At 29.0% G+C, this 21590-nt stretch carries 20 protein-coding genes and 5 tRNA genes; 4 read left to right on the top strand and 21 right to left on the bottom strand.

The features are described from left to right. Positions 1 to 16: 16 nt before the first annotated feature. The 16 genes from rpoC to JG677_RS08750 all read right to left on the bottom strand — a co-directional run bounded on the left by rpoC (position 17) and on the right by JG677_RS08750 (position 14514). Positions 17 to 4573, bottom strand: coding sequence for a DNA-directed RNA polymerase subunit beta' (rpoC, locus tag JG677_RS00925; protein ID WP_200284681.1), 4557 nt, complete (start codon positions 4571 to 4573; stop codon positions 17 to 19). Further along, entirely contained in the window at positions 4566 to 8693 is a 4128-nt protein-coding gene (gene rpoB, locus JG677_RS00920; protein ID WP_200284679.1) for a DNA-directed RNA polymerase subunit beta, read from the bottom strand. The genes rpoC and rpoB overlap by 8 nt, the downstream gene beginning before the upstream one ends. Before the next feature lie 99 nt (positions 8694 to 8792). After that, a complete protein-coding gene (rplL, locus tag JG677_RS00915) occupies positions 8793 to 9173 on the bottom strand; it encodes a 50S ribosomal protein L7/L12 (protein ID WP_200284677.1) in 381 nt (126 codons plus the stop codon). 10 nt (positions 9174 to 9183) lie between these two features. Next, on the bottom strand, positions 9184 to 9663 hold the full coding sequence (rplJ, locus tag JG677_RS00910; protein WP_200169382.1) for a 50S ribosomal protein L10: 480 nt from the start codon (positions 9661 to 9663) through the stop codon (positions 9184 to 9186). 151 nt (positions 9664 to 9814) lie between these two features. Beyond that, positions 9815 to 10516: a 50S ribosomal protein L1 gene (gene rplA / locus JG677_RS00905; RefSeq protein ID WP_200169381.1), complete on the bottom strand. Its 702-nt coding sequence runs from the start codon at positions 10514 to 10516 to the stop codon at positions 9815 to 9817. Positions 10517 to 10571: 55 nt separating this feature from the next. Next, positions 10572 to 10997, bottom strand: a complete 426-nt coding sequence (gene rplK / locus JG677_RS00900; protein ID WP_200217077.1) for a 50S ribosomal protein L11 — start codon at positions 10995 to 10997, stop codon at positions 10572 to 10574. Between the two features lie 35 nt (positions 10998 to 11032). After that, a complete protein-coding gene (nusG, locus tag JG677_RS00895; protein WP_200169379.1) occupies positions 11033 to 11566 on the bottom strand; it encodes a transcription termination/antitermination protein NusG in 534 nt (177 codons plus the stop codon). A gap of 9 nt (positions 11567 to 11575) precedes the next feature. Beyond that, positions 11576 to 11758 carry a preprotein translocase subunit SecE gene (gene secE / locus JG677_RS00890; RefSeq protein ID WP_131163603.1) on the bottom strand — a complete coding sequence of 61 codons (183 nt, stop codon included), beginning with the start codon at positions 11756 to 11758 and terminating at the stop codon, positions 11576 to 11578. Positions 11759 to 11776: 18 nt separating this feature from the next. Continuing rightward, positions 11777 to 11852: transfer RNA gene (locus JG677_RS00885), tRNA-Trp, on the bottom strand. Between the two features lie 16 nt (positions 11853 to 11868). Beyond that, complete coding sequence (gene rpmG / locus JG677_RS00880) at positions 11869 to 12027, bottom strand: 50S ribosomal protein L33 (RefSeq protein WP_027306288.1); 159 nt, start codon at positions 12025 to 12027, stop codon at positions 11869 to 11871. Positions 12028 to 12083: 56 nt separating this feature from the next. Continuing rightward, complete coding sequence (tuf, locus tag JG677_RS00875) at positions 12084 to 13283, bottom strand: elongation factor Tu (RefSeq protein ID WP_131163605.1); 1200 nt, start codon at positions 13281 to 13283, stop codon at positions 12084 to 12086. 68 nt (positions 13284 to 13351) lie between these two features. Then, positions 13352 to 13426 (bottom strand) — tRNA-Thr (locus tag JG677_RS00870). A gap of 87 nt (positions 13427 to 13513) precedes the next feature. Continuing rightward, a tRNA-Gly gene (locus tag JG677_RS00865) sits at positions 13514 to 13590 on the bottom strand. Positions 13591 to 13599: 9 nt separating this feature from the next. Next, positions 13600 to 13685, bottom strand: a tRNA-Tyr gene (locus tag JG677_RS00860). 31 nt (positions 13686 to 13716) lie between these two features. Then, positions 13717 to 13792 (bottom strand) — tRNA-Thr (locus tag JG677_RS00855). A gap of 578 nt (positions 13793 to 14370) precedes the next feature. Further along, entirely contained in the window at positions 14371 to 14514 is a 144-nt protein-coding gene (locus JG677_RS08750; protein ID WP_234284609.1) for a hypothetical protein, read from the bottom strand. A gap of 480 nt (positions 14515 to 14994) precedes the next feature. Here JG677_RS08750 and JG677_RS08745 point away from each other — a divergent pair, with 480 nt between their 5' ends. The 3 genes from JG677_RS08745 (at position 14995) to JG677_RS08735 (ending at position 16162) form a co-directional block, all read left to right on the top strand. Beyond that, a complete protein-coding gene (locus JG677_RS08745; RefSeq protein ID WP_234284608.1) occupies positions 14995 to 15171 on the top strand; it encodes a hypothetical protein in 177 nt (58 codons plus the stop codon). 290 nt (positions 15172 to 15461) lie between these two features. Beyond that, the gene (locus JG677_RS08740; RefSeq protein WP_234284607.1) at positions 15462 to 15632 is read left to right on the top strand and encodes a hypothetical protein; all 171 of its coding nucleotides are present in this window, start codon (positions 15462 to 15464) and stop codon (positions 15630 to 15632) included. A gap of 263 nt (positions 15633 to 15895) precedes the next feature. Further along, entirely contained in the window at positions 15896 to 16162 is a 267-nt protein-coding gene (locus JG677_RS08735) for a hypothetical protein (RefSeq protein WP_325099492.1), read from the top strand. A gap of 356 nt (positions 16163 to 16518) precedes the next feature. Here the strand turns inward: JG677_RS08735 and JG677_RS00840 are convergent, their stop codons facing one another. From JG677_RS00840 to JG677_RS00825, 4 genes are read right to left on the bottom strand one after another with little or no spacing between them, the layout of a single operon-like run. Further along, positions 16519 to 17256, bottom strand: a complete 738-nt coding sequence (locus JG677_RS00840; protein WP_200169378.1) for an amino acid ABC transporter ATP-binding protein — start codon at positions 17254 to 17256, stop codon at positions 16519 to 16521. A gap of 1 nt (position 17257) precedes the next feature. Beyond that, complete coding sequence (locus JG677_RS00835) at positions 17258 to 17914, bottom strand: amino acid ABC transporter permease (RefSeq protein ID WP_200169377.1); 657 nt, start codon at positions 17912 to 17914, stop codon at positions 17258 to 17260. Then, on the bottom strand, positions 17907 to 18608 hold the full coding sequence (locus JG677_RS00830; protein WP_200169376.1) for an amino acid ABC transporter permease: 702 nt from the start codon (positions 18606 to 18608) through the stop codon (positions 17907 to 17909). Before JG677_RS00830 ends, JG677_RS00835 begins: the two co-directional genes overlap by 8 nt. Positions 18609 to 18619: 11 nt before the next feature. After that, a complete protein-coding gene (locus JG677_RS00825; RefSeq protein ID WP_200284675.1) occupies positions 18620 to 19222 on the bottom strand; it encodes a Crp/Fnr family transcriptional regulator in 603 nt (200 codons plus the stop codon). An 82-nt stretch (positions 19223 to 19304) separates the two neighbouring features. Between JG677_RS00825 and JG677_RS00820 the strand changes: the two genes are divergently transcribed. Further along, positions 19305 to 19679, top strand: a complete 375-nt coding sequence (locus JG677_RS00820) for a group III truncated hemoglobin (protein ID WP_200169374.1) — start codon at positions 19305 to 19307, stop codon at positions 19677 to 19679. Between the two features lie 49 nt (positions 19680 to 19728). On the opposite strand, the gene recG is transcribed toward JG677_RS00820, so the two are convergent. Continuing rightward, positions 19729 to 21546 (bottom strand): ATP-dependent DNA helicase RecG, encoded by a 1818-nt coding sequence (recG, locus tag JG677_RS00815; RefSeq protein WP_200284673.1) that lies wholly within the window; start codon positions 21544 to 21546, stop codon positions 19729 to 19731. Between the last annotated feature and the right edge of the window lie 44 nt (positions 21547 to 21590).

Genomic DNA, 21590 nt, shown 5'->3' with positions numbered 1-21590 from the left:
ATATCGAATAGTCAAACTATTCGATATTTTCTCTTAATTTAAAATCTTGCTCATGATACAAACCAGTTCCAACAGGAATCATACGACCTAAAATTACATTTTCTTTTAAATCTTCTAAATAATCGAATTTACCAGCAATACTTGCTTCTGTTAAAACCTTGGTCGTTTCTTGGAATGAAGCAGCGGAGATAACACTATCACTTCCAATAGCTGCTCGCGTAACTCCTAAAAGAACTGGTTCAGCTATGGCTGGTTCTCCACCCATTTTGATAATTCTTTCATTTTCTTGTCTAAATTTACGTCTTGAAACTAAATCTCCTTCAATAAATTTAGTATTACCACTATCAACAATTTTAACTTGTCTTAGCATTTGAGATACAATAACTTCTATATGCTTATCTGAAATTACAACACCTTGTCCGCGATAAACTTGTTGAATTTCAGAAATTAAATAATAATGCAAGGCTTTTTCACCTAAAATTTTAAGAACATCGTGACTAGAAATAACTCCATCAGTAAGCTTCTCACCTGCGTGAATAAATTCTCCATCTCTTACTTGAATATGTTTTGATTTATCAATCAAATATTCTACACTAGTTCCATCTTCAGCTTGTATAATAATTCTTTCCTTAGAACGCAGTGGTTTATCAAATCTCACCACTCCATCAATTTCTGCTATCACAGCACTATTTTTTGGTTTTCTAGCTTCAAAAAGTTCAGAAACCCTTGGGAGACCACCTGTAATATCTTTTGATTTTGCAGCTGCTTTTGGAGTTTTTGCTAAAATATCGGCTTGAGCTACTTTATCACCATCACTAACCAAAATAACTGTTTTTGGCTCAAGTTGGTAACGAACAGATTTATCCCCTTTACCTACTATAATTAAAGTTGGTCTTACTCCGCTTGGTAAATACTCATTAATCACTAAAGATCTTTTTCCTGTAGCTTCATCAATTTGTTCATCCGCACTATAACCTGCTTCAATATCTTCAAATGCAACAACTCCATCAATTTCTGCTATAGTAGTATGATTATAAGCATCCCATTCTGCAATAATATTTTTATCTTTTTTTGTCGAACTTACAATTATAGTATTTGGATCCTCTATAAAAGTACTATCATCAAATTCTATTTTTGACTCTCTTGGAATATAATATCTTTTTGCTTCTCTATCATTTTCATCTGCTATTACAACAAAGAAGCCTTTTTCTTTAACTATATCACCTTTTTTAATATTTTTAACTCTATCGAGTCCATCTCCTTTCAAAATATAAAATTTTAAAGTTCCCTTTTCTCTTGCTTTAATATTTTGGACAATAGGATCACCATCTTTTACTAAAATTTCACTTGCAAAAGGAATACGATTTGGGATATTCCATCCTTCTTTGATGACTTCTACTATACTTTCGTCTTCTTCAACTTCACTACCACTTTGATAAGGTAAATAAAATTTACCATCAATATTACCACTTACTCCAGCTAATTCATTTGGTTTTGCTAAATCATATTTTCTTAAAATAAATTTAGCCTCTTGTTTTTTATTTTTAATTGAAACAATAACATCTTCATGAATATTTTCTATATTGATAATTCCTTTAAATGGAGCTTTAATCTTAGGTTCAACAAGTAAAATTGCAGAATTTCTACGATTGGCTACAATACTTTTACCTTCTTTATTTTTATAGGTTTTAAGATTATAAAATCTAATAAAACCTTCTTTTTGTGCACTTACTTGTCTATCTTGCAAATCAGTACTTGCAGTTCCTCCACTATGGAAAGTTCTAAGTGTAAGTTGAGTTCCTGGCTCTCCAATAGATTGAGCCGAAATAATTCCTACAGCTTCACCAGGTCTAACAAGCTTTCCTTCTCCTAAATTTACACCATAACATTTAGCACAAATTCCTTTTTTAGCTTTGCAAGTGATAGGAGTTCTAATATTTACACTTTTAATACCACTTTCTCCTAAAGTTTTAGCTTTTTCCTCATCAATCAAGGTTCCTTCAGCAAAAAGAACTGAATTTGTAATAGGATCAATAACATCTTCAGCTAAAACTCTACCTAAAATTCTTTCTTCTAAAGTCTCTATAATTGAACTATCTGCAGTAATTTCATTGATTTCTATACCTTCATGAGTTCCACAATCTTCAATAGTAATTTTTACATTTTGTGCTACATCAATAAGTTTTCTTGTTAAATAACCAGCATTTGCTGTCTTAAGTGCAGTATCAGCAAGACCTTTTCTAGCTCCGTGTGTAGATATAAAATATTCAAGAACATTTAATCCTTCACGGAAGTTAGAAATAATTGGTGTTTCTATAATAGAACCATCTGGTTTAGTCATAAGTCCTCTCATAGCAGCAAGCTGAGAAATTTGAGCTGCACTACCTCTAGCTCCAGAATCTGCCATCATATAAATAGAATTGAAACCATCTTTATCTTTTTCTACTAAATCCATCATCTCTTTTGAAAGAATATTATTAGTACTTTTCCAAATATCTATAATTTTATTATATCTTTCACCCGAGGTAATAAGTCCAAGATTATAAGAATTTTGAATTTCTCTTACTTGTTTTTTAGCTTCATTGATTGCTTTTTCTTTATTTTTAGGAACAATAATATCCGCAATAGATATAGAAACTCCAGCTTTTGTAGCATATTCAAAACCAAGATTTTTTAATTTATCCAAGAAACTTGCAGTAATTTCTAAACCACCTTGTTTATAAACATAATCTACTAAAGCAGCAATATCTTTTTTCTTTAAAACTTTATTCCAACTATATTCTGGAACAAAATCAGGTAAAATTGATTTAATAATTAAACGCCCTGCCGTTGTTGTAATTTTGCGTCCATCTATAAGAGTTTGGATACTTGCGTGAATATCAAGACTTTTTGATTCTAAAGCCATCATCACTTCATCAATTCCTGTGCAAATTTTATGAGCACCTTTTGCCCCTGCTTTTTCTAAAGAAAGATAATAAATTCCTAAAACCATATCTTGAGAAGGAACAGTAACAGATTTACCACTTGCTGGCAAAAGAATATTCATTGATGAGAGCATAAGAACTTTACATTCTGCAATAGCTTCTTGAGATAAAGGAACATGAACAGCCATTTGATCCCCGTCAAAATCCGCATTAAATGCAGCACAAACTAAAGGATGTAGTTGTATTGCTTTACCTTCAACTAATACAGGATGAAAAGCTTGTATAGAAAGTTTATGTAGAGTTGGAGCACGATTAAGCATAACAGGATGCCCTTCAACAACTTCTTCTAAACACTCCCAAACTTCATTTGTTTTATTTTCTATCATTTTCTTAGCTTGTTTTACTGTTGTAGCATAGCCTTTTTCTTCTAATTTAGCTAAAAGATGTGGTTTAAAAAGTTCTAGAGCCATTTTTTTAGGCAAACCACATTGATCCATTCTTAATTTTGGACCTACAACAATAACACTACGACCAGAAAAATCAACCCTTTTTCCAAGTAAATTTTGTCTAAATCTTCCTTGTTTTCCTTTAATGATTTCACTTAAAGATTTTAAAGGACGTTTATTTGCACCTTTTACAGCATTAGCACGACGTCCATTATCAAAAAGTGCATCTACGGCTTCTTGAAGCATTCTTTTTTCATTTCTTATAATAATCTCTGGTGCATCAAGCTCCATAAGTTTTTTTAAGCGTGTATTTCTGTTAATAACCCTACGATACAAATCATTAACATCAGAAACAGCAAATTTTCCACCATCTAGAGCAACCAAAGGACGTAAATCTGGTGGTAAAACAGGTAGATTTGTAATCATCATCCATTCAGGACGATTTGGCACTGCATCCTCGCTATCTGTATTGGCATTTAGATTTGAATTTAAGAAATTTTCTACTACTTTTAAGCGTTTAATGATAGTCTTTTTCTTTGCTTCTGAATTTGTAGCATTCATTTCTTCTTTTAATTGATTTAAAAGTGAAACAAGATCTAAGTTTGCAAGTAAATCTCTAACAACTTCGCCACCCATTCTTGCTTTAAATCCACTATTTTCATAACGTTGCATTAAATTTTGATATTGCTCTTCATTTAAAACATCGCAAAATTCTACTTTTTTAGTATTTTCATTATCATAATATGCATCGCCAGGATTTTCAACAATATAAGCCTCATAATAAAGCACACGCTCAAGGTCTTTCATCTTAACACCGAGTAAAGTTCCTATACGACTTGGTAAAGAATTTACATACCAAATATGAGCTACTGGAGTTACAAGTTCAATATGCCCCATTCTTGAACGACGCACTTTAGAATTTGCCACCTCTACTCCACATTTTTCACATTTAACACCTTTAAAACGCATTTTCTTATACTTACCGCAAAGGCATTCATAATCACGTATAGGACCGAAGATTTTAGCACAAAAAAGTCCATCTCTTTCTGGTTTCAAGGTTCTATAATTAATTGTTTCAGGCTTTTTAACCTCTCCGTATGACCAAGATTTAATTTTTTCAGGACTAGCAAGTCTTAATTGAAAAGCTTCAAAATCTCTTGGTCTTGCTTCTTCCTTGATTTCTATAATTTTAAGCTTACTCATTATCTTCTTCCTTATCAAAAATTTCAACATCTAAAGCAAGAGATTTAAGTTCATTAGTTAAAACAAAAAATGTTTCAGGAATTCCTGTTGCTGGAACATTTTCTCCTTTAGTTAAAGCTTTATAAGCGCTAAATCTTCCTTCAACATCATCTGATTTTATTGTGAGCATTTCTCTTAAAGTATGCGCAGCTCCATAAGCTTCAAGTGCCCAAACTTCCATTTCACCAAATCTTTGACCTCCAAATAATGCTTTTCCTCCGACAGGTTGCTGGGTTACTAAACTATAAGGACCTGTACTTCTTGCATGAACTTTTTCATCAACTAAGTGATGGAGTTTTAACATATACATACATCCTATATGAACACGCTCTGCTATTTTTTCTCCAGTTCTTCCATCATAAAGCTCTGTTTTACCATCCATATCAACTTTAGCAATTTCAAAGAGTTTTTCAAATTCTTCTATATTAACTCCCTCAAAAACTGGAGTAGCAAATTTAACCCCTTTACTCCAATCTCTAGCATAATTTAAAATTTCTTCATCACTTAATTTTTTAATAAAATTTCTTTCATTTTCAAGTCTTGGAATAGAACAAATCTCAAGCATTTTTGCTCTTAATTCTTTAACAAAATCTTTTTGTTTTCTATCAAAAATTTCTTGAATTTGATCTCCTAATCTTAATCCAACTAACCCTAAATGGCTTTCTAAAATTTGACCTATATTCATACGACTTGGAACACCGAGTGGATTAAGAGCTATATCTACACTTTTACCATTTGGTAAATATGGCATATCTACCTCTGGAACTATGGTAGAAACTATACCCTTATTTCCATGGCGTCCTGCCATCTTATCACCAACCTTGAGTTTTCTTTTTGTAGCAATATAAACTTTAACAAGTTTTACAACTCCACTTGGCAAAATATCATCTTTTTCTAAAATTTCTAATTTCTCATCATGTTCACTCTTAAGTTTTTTCTTTTCATTTTGGAAGTGATTTTTCAAATCATCGTATTCTTTTTGTACTTCTTTAGAATAAGATTTAATCAAAGAAGCAAGAGTGAAGCGATTGATTTTTTCAAGTTCTTTAATATCTACTTTTTGACCCTTCTTATAAGTTTTATTGTTAATTTTTTGCTCACTATTTAAAGGGGAATTAGATAATAAAGCACACACTCTTAGCATCTCTTCTCTATCCATCATCAGAAGTCTATCATGATGCTCTTTTTCTAAAGTCATTTTTTCTTTATCATAAGATTTTATAGCTCTATCATCTTTATCATAACCTTTTTTAGTAAAAATCTTAACATCAACTACAACACCTTCTAAAGAAGCAGTTGCATATAAAGACTTATTTACAACATGACCTGCTTTTTCTCCAAAAATTGCTCTTAATAATCTTTCTTCCGGAGTAGGTTTTACTTCACCTTTTGGAGAAACTTTACCTACTAAAATCATGCCTGGTTTTATATGTGTTCCTATTTTGGCTATACCACTTTCATCCAAATGAGCAATATCTTCTTCTTTAACATTAGGTATATCTTTAGTAATCTCTTCAACACCATCTTTTAATTCTCTTGCTTCAATTTCTTTTTCATAGATATGCACACTTGTAAAAGTATCTTCACGTATAATTCTTTCGCTTACTACTATAGCATCCTCATAATTATAACCATTCCAAGGCATAAAAGCTATCAGTGCATTTTTTCCTATAGCAAGTTCTCCTTGATCCATACTTGGACCATCAGCTATAATTTGACCTTCTTTTACAATATCACCTTTTTTGACAATAGGGTGTTGAATATAATTTGTATTTTGATTTGTTCTTAAATTTTTTTCTAGGGTATAATGATCTATAAATGGACCTTTATCATCTTCACCTAAAATAAAAATACTTCTATTATCAACTTTTTCTACCACTCCTCCTCGTTTAGCTTTTACAGCTTCCCAAGCATCTCTAGCAATAATTTTTTCCATACCAGTTCCAACGATTGGGGCACTAGAAGTTAAAAGTGGCACAGCTTGACGTTGCATGTTAGAACCCATCAAAGCTCTATTAGCATCATCATGCTCTAAAAAAGGTATCAAAGAAGCAGCTACACCAACAATCATACCTGAACAAAGATCGATAAGTTGCACCTCTTCACGTCTTGCAAGTATAGTTTCACCATCCTGTCTTGCTTCTACAAATTCTTCTATTATATTACCATTTGAATCAATTTTTGTTGAAGCAGGTGCTATAAACATTCCTTCTTCTTGAGTAGCGGTTAAATATACAATTTCATCAGTTACTTTTCCATTAACAACTTTTTTATAAGGAGCTTCTACAAAACCCAATTGATTCACTTTAGCATAGGTTGAAAGTGTATTAATAAGACCTATATTTTGACCTTCTGGAGTTTCAACAGGACAAATTCTACCATAATGAGTAGCATGAACATCACGCACCTCAAATCCTGCTCTTTCTTTAACCAAACCACCTTCACCTAAAGCCGATAAACGACGTTTATGAGTAATCTCACTTAAAGGATTTGTTTGATCCATAAATTGAGAGAGCTGTCCCCCTGTAAAAAATTCTATAATAGTTGTAGTGATCATTTTAGGATTGATTAAATCATAAGGCATTATTTTATCTATGTCTGTATTTAAAGAAGTAAATTTATCTCTTATTGCCTTTTGCATTTTAGCTAAACCTAAATGTAATTCATTAGCTAAGAGTTCTCCAATAGAGCGAATTCTACGATTACCTAAATGATCTCTATCATCAATATGACCTTTTCCATTTTTAACTTTAATTAAATATTTTGCTGTTTTTATAATATCTTCATTGGTTAAAATAGTTAAATATTCTGGAACATCAAGTCCTAATTTATGATTCATTTTCATACGACCAACTTTTGTAAGATCATATCTTTCAGGATTGAAAAATAAATCATTAACAAAGGCTTTAGCTGCATCTTTAACTACAGGCTCTCCTGGACGCATTACTTTATAAATTCTAATTGCTGCTAAATCATTTTCATCATCGATATTTTCACTTTGTTTTAATAATTTTAAAGTTTCATTATCTTGTGCAAAAGAATTGATAATTGCAGCATCTACCCCATTGGCTAAGTCATTAGCAATGTCAAAGCTCTTTTGTTCTTTTATTTTTGCCAATTTTGCTTCATCAATCAAAGTTAAAGAATCAAATAAAATCTCTCCTGTTTCTTTATTGATAATAGGATTTGCTAAATAACGATTTAAAAGAACTTCGATAGGATATTCTATCCATTTTAAGCCATCTTTTAAAAGTTGTTCTGCTTTTTTTCTAGTCAATCTTTTTCCAGCTTGATGAACAATTTTACCTTTTTCGTCTTTAATATCATATTCTATTCTATCCATAAAATCATTTGGATTAAATTCTGTTAAAAATTTATCTTTTTTAACATGGATAGTTTGTATAGGATAAAATAATTTAATAATATCTTGCTTTTTATAACCCAAAGCTCTAAAAAGCATAGTTACTGGAATTTTTCTTCTTTTATTAATCCTTACATAAAGTACATCTTTTGCATCATATTCAAAATAAAGCCAAGAACCACGATCTGGAATTATTTGAGCTGTATAAACCAACTTATTTGCAACTGTAGAGCTTTCTTCTTCTTTAAAAATTACCCCAGGACTTCTATGTAATTGATTTACAACAACTCTTTCAACTCCATTAATAATAAAAGAAACTCTATCAGTCATAAGAGGAATTTCTCTTATAAAAATTTCTTGTTCTTTAATATCTTTTACACCAATTTTCTCACCTGTTTTTTCATCTTTTTCATGCAAGGTAAGACGGATTTTCATTTTTAAATTTACTGAATAAGTTAAACCTCTTTCCATACATTCTCTAATGGTATATTTAGGCTTACCTATTTCACTGCTAACATATTCTAAACTCAATCTATTTTGAGGATCATGTATTGGAAAAATAGATTTAAAAACTTTTTCTATACCACTTTCGTTATTATTAAGATTTAGAAAATAATCAAAGCTTTTTTTCTGTAATTGTAGAAGATTAGGAATTTCTATTTGTTTTGAAATATTTGAGAAATCTACTCTTAAACGATTTCCTAGTTTATTATTTGACATATTGCATACCTCATATGGTAAATTTAAAAAAGAAGACCTAAATATTAGGTAAAAAATAAAAATAAAGAAGACTTAATAAAAGTCTTCTTAAACATAAAACTATTTAAGTTCTACTTTAGCGCCAGCTTCTTCAAGTTGCTTTTTAGCCGCTTCAGCATCTGCTTTAGCTACACCTTCTTTTAAAGTAGAAGGAGTTTGCTCAACAGCATCTTTTGCTTCTTTAAGTCCAAGACCTGTTAAAGCACGAACAATCTTAATTACTTCAATTTTCTTAGCACCGCTATCAGTTAAAATAATATCAAATTCAGTTTTTTCTTCAGCACCTCCAGCAGCACCTCCAGCAGCACCTCCAGCAGCTGCAACCATTACAGGAGCAGCAGAAACACTAAATTTTTCTTCAAATTCTTTTACTAATTCTGATAATTCAAGAACACTCAAATTTGAAATATATTCTAATACATCTTCTTTTGTTATTGCCATTTTTTATCCTTTATTCTGATTCTTTTTTATTTTTTAAAGCATTTAAACCTATCGTAAAGTTGGTAATAGGCGCATTCCAAACCTGCAAAAGCATAGCAAGCAACTCATTACGTGAAGGCATTTTAGCTAAAGCTTTAACTTTAGATACTTCAACAACTTCACCATCCACAAAAGCGCTTTTAATTTTAAAGCATTCGTTATTTTCTTCAAATTTTGCAGCTACTTTTGAAACACTTAACTGATCTTCTCCCCAAAGATAAATATTTGTATCTTTGAGTGTTAAGCCTGTTTTACCGGAATTTGAAAGAGCAATATTAGCTAAAGTATTTTTGATTATTTGAACTTTAACATTATTTTCTCTTGCATTATTTCTAAGCTCTTCAAGTTTCTTAGTTTTTAAACCTTTATAGTCACAAACTATAATAGCTTCACTAGCTTTAAAACCTTCTTCAAGCTTAGCAATAATTTCAACTTTTTCGCTTCTAGTCACATCTTCTCCTTTCCGATTGAGATTTCAAGTAGAGTAGATAAAAATCTAATTAAGTATAAATACCTCGACTATCTTCAATCTAAAATAAATATTTCAAGAAAAAAAATTTCTTCAAATATTTATTTTTAAGTTACCTTTTATTTAAGGCAACTTATTTCATATCTAGCAATTCTTGAACTTCAAGCTTCAACGAAGGACTCATAGTTAAACTCAATGCAGCGCTTTTAATATATCTTCCTTTTGCAGCTGCTGGTTTATGCTTATTAATTGCTTTGACAAAAGTAGTAATATTATCAAATAATTTATCTTTAGAAAAGCTTACTTTTCCTAATCCTGCGTGAATATTTCCTTGTTTATCTACACGGAAATTTACTTGACCACTTTTTGCATTATTAACCGCTTGTGCTACATCCATTGTTACTGTTCCAGTTTTAGGATTTGGCATCAATCCTTTAGGACCCAAAATACGACCAACTTTACCTACTAAACCCATTAAATTTGGTGTTGCGATTAAAACATCGAAATTCATATTACCTTTTTGAATCTCTTCAATCAATTCATCACTGCCAACAATATCAGCTCCAGCATTTTTAGCTTCATCTGCTTTTGCATCTTTTGCAATAACTGCTACACGAACTTTTTTACCTGTTCCAGCCGGAAGAACAACTGAACCACGAACCATTTGATCTGCATGTCTTGGATCTACATTAAGTTTAAGAGCAATTTCAACTGTTTCATCAAATTTAGCTGAAGCTAAAGTTTTAATATTGTCAATTGCTTCATTTAAAACATAGTTCTTTTTTAAATCAACTTTTTGTGATAATTCTTTTAGTCTTTTAGTAATTTTAGCCATTTATTTTCTCCGCATTTTTAAAGTGCTTCCGCCTTTTGGCGGTAAATTTTAAATATTAATCAACTATTTCAACACCCATAGAACGTGCTGAACCTGCAATAATTTTTGCAGCTTGATCTTTATCTTTAGTATTTAAATCAGCAAGTTTTTTATCAACAATTTCTAAAACTTGAGCACGAGTAAGCTTACCTACTTTATTTTTAAGCGGATTATCCGCACCTTTTGAAATTCCCGCAGCCTTTTTAATAAGATCAGTAGCAGGAGGTTGCTTAGTTATAAAAGTAAAACTCTTATCAGCATAAACAGTAATAACAACAGGGATATTAAAACCTGCCATATCTTTTGTTCTTTCATTAAAAGCTTTACAAAATTCCATAATATTTACACCCTGTTGGCCTAAAGCTGGACCAACTGGAGGTGAAGGATTTGCTTTTGTAGCAGCAATTTGTAATTTTATTTCGCCTACAACTTTTTTTGCCATAACCAATATCTCCTTAAAATTAAATACCTAAAGTATTATATTATCTTTTCAACTTGAGAATATAAAATTTCCACTGGTGTTGAACGTCCAAAAATAGAAACATTAAGTTTCAATAACCCTCTAACCATATCATATTCTTCTACTATTCCAGTAAAATTAGCAAAAGGTCCTTCAATAATTCTAACATTTTCGCCTTCATCAAAAGCAATTTTAGGTTTAGGGGCTGCTTTATGATGTACTTTTTCCAAAATTAAATCAATGTCTTTTTCATTTAAAGGAGTTGGTTTTTTAGATTCTCCAATAAAACGACCTACTTTTGGAAGTGATTGAATACGATGCCAAAGCTCTGTATTTAAATCCAAACAAGCAAAAACATATCCTGAATAAAGACTTCTTTCGCTAATTTTTTCTTTTCCATTTTTAAATTCTATAACATCTTCAGTTGGAACAACAATTTCTTTAAGTTGCTCTTCAATTCCATTATCTTTTACTAAATTTTCAATAGCTCTTTTAACTGCCATTTCACTACCAGCATAAGTTTGAATAGCATACCATTTATGATTATTCATTAGTTTCCTTTATTTAATAATTAAAGAAATAACTGATGACATTATCCAATCTACTAATGCCAAAAATAAAGAAACTACTGTTACAACCACAAATACAGTGATATAAGCATTTCTTACTTGTTCTTTTAAAGGAAAAATTACTTTCCTTAATTCTGTCTTCGATAATTTAAAATAAGTGATTAATTTTTCCATTTATATCAACCTTCAATATGGCAGGGCAAGAGGGATTCGAACCCCCAACCATCGGATTTGGAATCCGGCGCTCTACCATTGGAGCTATTGCCCTATAAAAATTAAAAAGATTAACTTTTTAATTTAACTTCTTTATGTAAAGTATGTTTTTTTAGTCTTGGGCAATACTTTTTTAATTCTAATTTTTCAGTGGTATTTTTACTATTTTTATAAGTGCTATAATTTATATCACCACATTCTTCACATTTTAAACCTATTTTAACTCTCATTTTAATTCCTTATAAAAGTCAAGATTTTAAAAACCTTGACTTTAAAAATTTATATATTATTTAAGTATTTTTGTAACAACACCAGAACCAACTGTTTTTCCACCTTCACGGATAGCAAAACGAGTTCCTTCTTCTAATGCAACTGGTGCGATTAAGCTTACAGAAATTCTTACATTTTCACCTGGCATAACCATTTCAACACCTTCAGCTAACTTAATAGATCCAGTTACATCTGTTGTTCTTACGTAAAATTGTGGTCTATAATTATTAAAGAATGGAGTATGTCTACCACCTTCATCTTTATTTAAAATATAAACTTCAGCTTCAAAATCTGTATGAGGTGTTATTGATTTAGGTTTAGCAAGTACCATTCCGCGGATAACATCTTCTTTTTTTGTTCCTCTTAGAAGAACTCCAACGTTATCACCTGCTTCACCTTGATCCATCTCTTTTCTAAACATTTCTACACCAGTAACTGTTGTAGTTTGAGTATCTCTAATACCAACAATTTCAACAGTATCTCCAACTTTAACAATACCTTTTTCAATTCTACCTGTAACAACTGTTCCACGACCAGAAATTGAGAAAACGTCTTCAATTGGCATTAAGAAATCTTTTTCTGTATCACGAGTTGGTGTTGGTATATAACTATCAACTGCAGCCATAAGATCAAGTATTTTTGCCGACCATTCACCATCTTGACCAGCTTTAGCTTCTTCCAAAGCTTTAAGTGCTGAACCAGAAATAATAGGAGTATCATCTCCAGGAAAATCATAAGAACTTAATAATTCTCTAATTTCCATTTCAACTAACTCTAAAAGCTCAGCATCATCTACCATATCTGCTTTATTCATAAAAACAACAATATAAGGAACTCCAACTTGACGTGAAAGTAATATATGCTCTCTAGTTTGTGGCATTGGACCATCAGCAGCAGAAACAACAAGAATAGCCCCATCCATTTGTGCTGCACCCGTAATCATATTTTTAACATAGTCAGCGTGGCCAGGACAATCAACATGCGCATAGTGACGATTATCTGTTTCGTATTCAATGTGAGAAGTAGCAATTGTAATACCACGTTCTTTTTCTTCTGGAGCATTATCGATATTATCATAATCTTTAAGCTCTGCCAAACCTTTTCTTGATAAAACAGCAGAAATAGCAGCTGTTAAAGTTGTTTTACCATGATCAACGTGACCAATTGTTCCTATATTCACATGTGGCTTATTTCGTGAAAATTTTTCTTTAGCCATTTTTTTCCTCCATAATTAAAGTATAATTAAGCAAAGCAAGTCTATATTGTATAATTTTTTCAAATCAATGGAGCTCATAGCGGGAATTGAACCCGCGACCTCTCCCTTACCAAGGGAGTGCTCTACCTCTGAGCCATACGAGCGCTCAGAAAAATTATGTTTATAGACAACAAAAATCCAGGAGATATACTGTAAGTTTCAAAATAAATACAGCTCCCAGTTTATAATCTTGGAGCGGGAAACGGGACTCGAACCCGCGACCCTCAGCTTGGAAGGCTGATGCTCTAGCCAACTGAGCTACTCCCGCAAGCAATAATGGTGGTGAGTCGTGGATTCGAACCACGGAAGGCGAAAGCCAGCAGATTTACAGTCTGCCCTCGTTGGCCACTTGAGTAACTCACCAAAACGCTTTTTCTGGTCAAACACTGTTAAATGGAGCTGGTTAAGGGACTTGAACCCCCGACCTGCTGCTTACAAGGCAGCTGCTCTACCAACTGAGCTAAACCAGCAAAAATTAGGTTGTTATTTTATCTTAAAAAAAAAGTTTTGTCAAGATAAAATTAAATAATATTTATATTTTTAAACAAAAAATATAGAATAAATTTAAATTTATAATTTTTAAGCTTTATATAGATTTTTATACTATAATTCTTAAAAATTAATATTATATTAAATATATTTTAATGATATCCTATTAATTTTTAAGACTCAAAATATTTAGTATTTTTACCTTGTTATTAAGTATAAATTTTATTTATAACTACTATATATATTTAAATTAATATTGATATTAATTTAAATATATTTTAGGTTTATTTATAATAAATTTAAAATATAAGTTAATAAATAGTTAATAATGTTTATTATTAGCTATTTTTCTTAAATTTCTAAATTACAAGGTATTCTTATGAATAAATTCATATTAGGTATTGCTATATTAACTTTATTTTTAGGAAGCAATCCTTAAATGCAAAACAAAATACAAATGTTTTATTCAAGGACAAGCAACGCAAGATAATAATACAGCGCCAAGAATTTGAAGGTTATATCCATCAAGAAGATACCTTTTTAAATATTTAAAAGAGAATCATTCTATGTTTAAATACAAAAAAGAAAGTCGTATAGTTGGAAAATATACTATAAACGATAGAGAAGAAGAGTAAGTAGAATTTTCAATAGCCCAACATTCGCTGAGCAAAATTATCTTGCTAACACTTCTATAACTTATCATTTAGGAATGGAATCATTTAATAAATTTGTAGGATTTAAAAATGCGGAGAATGTCATCCTGCTCAATATAAAGCTTGAAAAAGATCACATCATGCAAAAACCATTCGTTTTTCAGATGAATTTAAAGAAATGAATAGTAGACTTAAAAAGCCTATATATAATTCTCCTTCCATAATTTTACTATTAGAAATCTATCCTGATGATGTTCAATAATTAGTACGTCAAGGACTAAAATATGGCTTTATTGATAAATGGTTGGTACGTGGAACTTATCACGTTAAGAATGGAATTAAGTAATATGACTGGAAAAATAGTAGCTGGAGGGAATCAATTCTCAAGATTATAGAGTGAGTTTTTAACTCCTAAAATAACCAAAAAATACCTAATTTTCATCAGGTTTTCCACTACTTTAGAAGAATTTGTAGAAAATGACTCAAAAGTATGAGGAATCAATTCTTATATAGCTAACTATGGAAAAAATATGCTTTTTCAACTGGGAAGTTCGTATTGCGAAACATATCACTCATTTAAATTTGATTTTAAAAGTAAAGAAGAATTTTATAAAGCATTAGGTAATCCACAAAAACTAAGAAAACACACAATCTCTAAAGAAATTTCTTGTGAAGAATGTCGCAAAACAGGCTTTAAATTAATATAAAAAAATTTCAAGAATATTATGGAGTAAATCTTCTACCATCTAATTTAAAAATAAAAACAGAGATTTTTACGAATCATTTTGATTTTTTTAAAAATTTAAGCTATATTTATCTTTGTTTTAGAGTTAGATTATTTATCAATCTTTTATGAAATTTTAAAAAATAAAAATATTTTTAACACACTTAAAAAAATATTGTATTTTTAACATTAATAGCTATTTTAATTCATATTTTGCATTAATCTTAAGATGGTATGTAGGAGAACACGCTCCTTAGAACATCTTATGAAAGTATGATTTATATAGTCTTAATTTGTGCAATTTACAGAATCCTTTTCTATAAAAAATCTTTTTTAACTCTTTGTATTGCAAATATTATGGCTAAAATTTCTTTATTTGCAGCTCGTCTTGGCTTTATGGATCCACAAATTACAAATTTAATTCCTGTTTTAAAATCTTATTGACTTAATATTCACGTTTCTATCATAACCACAAGCTATGGATTAGCTTTTTGTTTTCTTTTGGGAATTTTTAGTTTAATTTTACTTATCCTAAGAAAATTTAAAAAAATCAAATTGATCAAATTATTTTAATATTCATTGTATTAATGAAATGGCTATGATTATAGTACTTGCTTTACTTACCGTAGAAAATTTTAGGTAGAGTTTGGGTAAATGAAAGTTAGGAAAGGTATCTGGGCTAGGACCCAAAAGAAACGTGGGCTTTAATTTCCATTATAATTTATACTATAATTCTTCATTTAAGACTTTTGTCAAAATTTAATTCTCCTTTTATTTTTATAGCTGTAAGTGTTTTAGAATTTTATTCTATTTTAATGACTTATTTTGGAGTTAATTTTTATTTATCAGGTCTTCATTCTCATGTAAACGGAGATCCTATATTTATACCAAAATTTTTATATTTTTTTATATTTTTTACTTTTATCTTAATTTTTATAGCCTTTTTTAAAAGAAATTTAAAAAATCCAATTTAATATCCAAAATAGTTTGCAAGTATTAAATCTATTTTAATAATAAATAGATTTATCTTACTTTTAAAATGAAATAAATATAAAATAATTAATATAACTTTTTTTAAATTTTTATAAAATATTTTAAACTTAATAATATTCTTTTTATAACTTAATTAAAATGATATTTTTATACTTATAAGTTTTATACATTTTTAAATTAGTAATATTTAGATTTTAATAAAATTTAGAAAAACAAATTCTTAAAATTTTAACTTTATTCTCTTTTTGATTAATATAAAAATAAATTAAAATTTTAGCACAAGAGAGATATAAAATCACTCTTGCAAATGATGATTTGATATCAGTATTTTGTTAAATTATTTATTATAGCTAAATAAATTAAGAAATTTTTTAGCTCTTTCTGTGTTAGGATTTTTAAAAAATATTTCAGGAGAATTTTCTTCAACTATAGTGCCATTATCCATAAAAATGATTCTATCAGCTACCCCTTTAGCAAAAGCCATTTCATGAGTTACTATAATCATAGTCATACCCTCTTTTGCAAGATTAAGCATTACCTCTAAAACCTCACGTACTATCTCAGGATCTAAAGCTGCTGTAACCTCATCAAAAAGCATTAATTCAGGATTCATACACAAACTTCTAACTATAGCTATACGCTGTTTTTGGCCACCACTTAATTCTCTAGGATAAGAATCAATTTTATGAGATAAGCCAACTTTATCAAGCCATTTTTTTGCCTCTTCTAAAACTTCTTCTTTATCTCTTTTTTGAACTTTTATAGGTCCTAAAAGTATATTTTCTCTTACACTTAAGTGCTCAAAAAGCTCATAAGATTGAAAAACCATTCCAATCTTTTGACGAATTCTAGTCCAATCTTTAAAATCTTTTGTTATTTTTTCTCCATTGATATAAATACTTCCATCAGCGATTTCTTCAAGCCCATTAATACAACGTAAAAGAGTTGATTTTCCACATCCGCTAGGTCCTAAAATTACAAGAGTTTCTTTTTGTTGCAATTCCAAATTGATATTTTTTAAAGCATGATGATTGCCATAATATTTTTGTAAATTTTCTATTTTTAAGATACTCACATTAGCTCCATTTTTTTTCTAAAATTCGAGAATATAAAGAAAGAGGATAGCAAATTATAAAATATATAATAAAAATTAAACCATAAATAATAAAAGGGGCAAAATCATTTTTATTGTGAAATTCTATAATTTGTTGTCCAACTTTAACAAGTTCAACGCTTCCAATTAAATAAGCAAAAGTAGTGCTTTTTACCATACGTGTTAATAAATTCATACTAACAGGAGTTAATCTTCTAAAAGCTTGAGGTATGATAATATAAATAAAACTTTGTAAAGAATTTAACCCTAAAGAAGCAGCGCTTTCATACTGATGTTTAGGAATACTTTGCAAAGATGAACGCACTAAATCCATCATCTCAAAACTTCCCCAAATACTAAAAACAATAATAGCTGAAGTTTTACTATCTAAATCAATACCAAGCCATCTTGAAAGCCCAAAATAAACGATAAAAAGCCAAACAAGCAATGGCATTACACGTATAAATTCTAAACCAAAACGACAAAATGCATAAATATAAGGATTTTTAAGAACCATTAAAATTCCCAATATAAGACCACCAAATGAAGTTACAATAATACTTATAAAAGAAATTTCAAATGTAACAAAAAGTCCTTGTGCTAATCTTAAAAAAGTATCTTGATTTAAAAGATCAAGCATGTCTTAGCCTTTTTTCAATATAAGATAAAATTAAAGATAAAGGTAAAATAATACACAAATATCCCAAAAATAACATAAATAAAAGTTCATCTGTTTTATAGGTGAGAGAATTTAATCCTTTCATTAAATTTACCAAATCTGGTAAAGCTATAATACTCACAACAGATGTCTCTTTAATTAAAAAAATAATATTTGCACTAATACTTGGCATAGAAATGGCTAAAGCTTGTGGAAAAATAACAAATCTTAAATTCTGAAAAGAAGTAAGTCCTAAAGAAAGCCCTGCTTCAAATTGTTGTTTTTTTATAGCATCAAAACCAGATCTTAAACTCTCAGCCATATAAGCCCCGCCTAAAAAACTAAGTCCAGCTATAGCACAAGCAAAGGCTGGACGCAAGCTTTCATCAACACTAAAACATATTAAATTTAAAATAGGCATTTGCTCTAAATGTATATTTAACTTTGGTAAAGCATAATATAGAAAAAAAAGCTGTATCAGTAAAGGAGTATTTCTTGCAAATTCTATATAAATATTACAGATATATTCAAAAATACGTATTTTAAAATAAGATACTATAACGCAAAATACTCCGATGATTAAAGAAAAAACAATTCCAAAAAAACTTAATTTTATAGTAAGAAAAGCTGCTTTTGCAAAAGCTGGAGTATAATGCAATAAAAAATTAAAATCCATTCGAAGCTTCCTTAAAATAATACGCTAAAATTTTTTAAAAGTTTTTCTTTATCTAAAATAATAATTTTACCTTTATTAGTTGTTAATATATTATTGTTTTTAAATTCTTTTAAAACTCTAGATAAAGACTCTACTCTAACATTTAAATCAAGTGCGATTTGTTTTTGAGTGATTATATCTAATTTCTGCTCATTTTCCAAAATATAATAAGCTATTTTCTCTTTTAATTCTAAAGAATTTTGTAAAAGCTTTTTCTCTAGAATTTTAATTTTCTCAAATAATGAAGCAATGAGTAAAAAATTAAATTTTGTATTCTCTAAACATAAATTATAAAATTTTTCAAAATTAATTTCTAAAATCTCACCCTCTTCTTCAAATTCAGCATTAGCTGGATATTTTAATCTTTTAAAAGCAGGCATTTCAGCTATAAAACTTATAGGCAAAAAACGATGCAAAGTCATTTGTTTATCATTTATGCTTTTATAGATACGCACTTTTCCTTTTAAAAGTATAAAAAAATTTTTAGCTTGTTCTTCTTCATAAAATAAAATATTATTTTTTTTATATTTTTTAATATTTCCTATTTTATATAAAAAATTTAAATAATCTTCCATTTTTCCTCATTTTAACATAAGTTAATGTTTAAATCATTTTAATCTGATATATTAACTATAAAAAATTAATAAAGGAACAAAGATGATCTATGAAACAATTAATCAAGAATCTATTTTAAAACTTATGGATATTTTTTATGATAAAGTTAGAAAAAATGAAAAATTGGGACCTATTTTTAATAATGCCATAGGAGTAGATAATCAAAGTTGGCAAGAACATAAAAAGAAAATAGGAAATTTTTGGATGGGTATGCTTTTGGGAGAAGGAGATTATAAAGGACAACCGCTTAAAGCACATATTGAATTACCACCTTTTCCAAGAGAATTTTTTGAAGTTTGGTTAGAGCTTTTTAGTGAAAGTTTAAAAAATGTTTATACAGATGAAACGGCAAATATTATATTACAAAGAGCTAATATGATATCAAGTCATTTTCAAAATATGCTTTATCATTCCTAATAAATCTTTTAATACAAGAGGTTGTTTTTAAACCTCTTAATATAAAAAATTATACTTTTATCTTTTCTAAGTCTTTTTTTGCTTTTTTTAAAATACTCTCATCATTAAAATTAAAAAATTTAAAATCATTTCCATGTTGAGTAAAACCATCAAGCAAATCACCGCTTAAACGATTTTTAAGATCAAGTTCTGCAATCTCAAATCCATCTAGCGTTTTAGAAAATTCTAGTAATCTTTGAGGAATTTCTTTAAGCTTAGTGTATAAATAACAATAACTTTTAACACCATTTCTACCAACTCTACCACGTAATTGATGTAAAGTTGCAAGTCCTAATCTTTCAGCTCCAACTATAACAATAGTGCTAAGTCTTGGTAAAGAAATTCCCACCTCAACAACTGTAGTGCTAAGTAAAATATTGCCTTCATCTTTAAAAGATTGCAATATTTCATCTTTGTTCTTGTCCTTTCCGTGGGTAATAAAAACTTTCTCATAATGAGTTTTCCAATAATCGCTAGCTTGTTCTAAAGAAAGATAAGGGATTTTATCACTTGGATTTACCAAAGGATATATAATAATAATTTGATGATTTAATTCAATCTCTTCTTTAATTTTTTTTTCAAGCAAAGCAAAACCTTCACTTTTAATACATAAAGTTTTAATTTCTTTTTTAAAGGGCATTTGTTTTATAAAAGAAAAATTTAAAAGTTCTGATTGTATCATACTAAGAGTTCTAGGGATTGGTGTAGCCGAAAATTGTATAAAATGTGGGCTAAATTCTCCATTTGATAATTCATAAATTTTTTGTCTTTGATTAGAACCAAAACGATGTTGTTCGTCAATCATAATTAAAACTGCCTTAAATTCTTTTAAATATGTAAGAGCGTGTGTTCCTATAATTAAATGAGCTTTTTTAATATTTTCTTCTAAATTTTTATCTTTTTTGCCTCCTCTAACAAATAAAACATTTATAAACTGGGGTAAAAGTTTTAATGCTTCATCATAAAGTTGCCTTGCTAAAATACTAGTTGGTGCCATCAAAATAGCTTGTCTTGGATAAACCATTAAAGCAGCACCTAATAAAACTAAAGTTTTACCACAACCAACATCTCCCATAACTACACGTCTTTTAGCCTCTTTAGATTCTAAATCTTTTTTAATATCTTCTAAAGCTGTGAGTTGATCTTTAGTTAATTTAAAGGGTAAATTTTTTATCCACGAATCAATTTTAAAAATTTCAAATTCATAACTTTTATAAGTTTTTCTTTTATTTCTCAATCGTTTTAAAAAATTAAAAATCTCTATATATTTTAAATCTTTTTCAAAATTTGAAAAATTTTGATATAAAATATAGCATTTCTCATTATAGGAATGTAAATTAAGAAGTAGATGAATATATTTTTCTTCAAGCTTGCTTTCTTTTAAGCTTTCAAAACTAAGATAATTTTGTATTAAATTTTGAATTTTTTCATCTCTAATACCAGGAATTTGATACTTTGGTATAAATCCCCCTATTTTATTTATAATTTTAGGATTATTAAATTGCCAGTTTTGATTAAAAAAATTTAATTTTGCACTAAAAATTAAAAAAGCACCTGTTTTTAAAAGCTTTATATACCAAGTGCTGGGATTAAAAAAAACAAAATGAACATCTATTTTCCATCCCTCACACTCACAAATTCCATAAATTTGATTTCTTCTTAAACTTACACTCTTAATTCTAACTTTTTGAGTACAGATTTCACCTTGTTTTGGAAAAGGGGTAGAATTTAAATTTTCAATTTTTTTAGGCAATATTAAAGCCAAATCAATAATATTTTTAATCCTTAATTTTTTAAAAAGTTCAAAATCCTTAAGATTAATCTTCATTTTTTAAACTTGCAAAACTAAGTTGTAAAATTTCATTATGCTTT

The organism is Campylobacter sp. TTU-622 (assembly GCF_016598965.1).
In the GTDB taxonomy this organism is placed as follows: domain Bacteria; phylum Campylobacterota; class Campylobacteria; order Campylobacterales; family Campylobacteraceae; genus Campylobacter_D.
The sequence above is the reverse complement of the archived record's forward strand: the minus strand, read 5'-3'. Positions and strand labels throughout refer to the sequence as shown.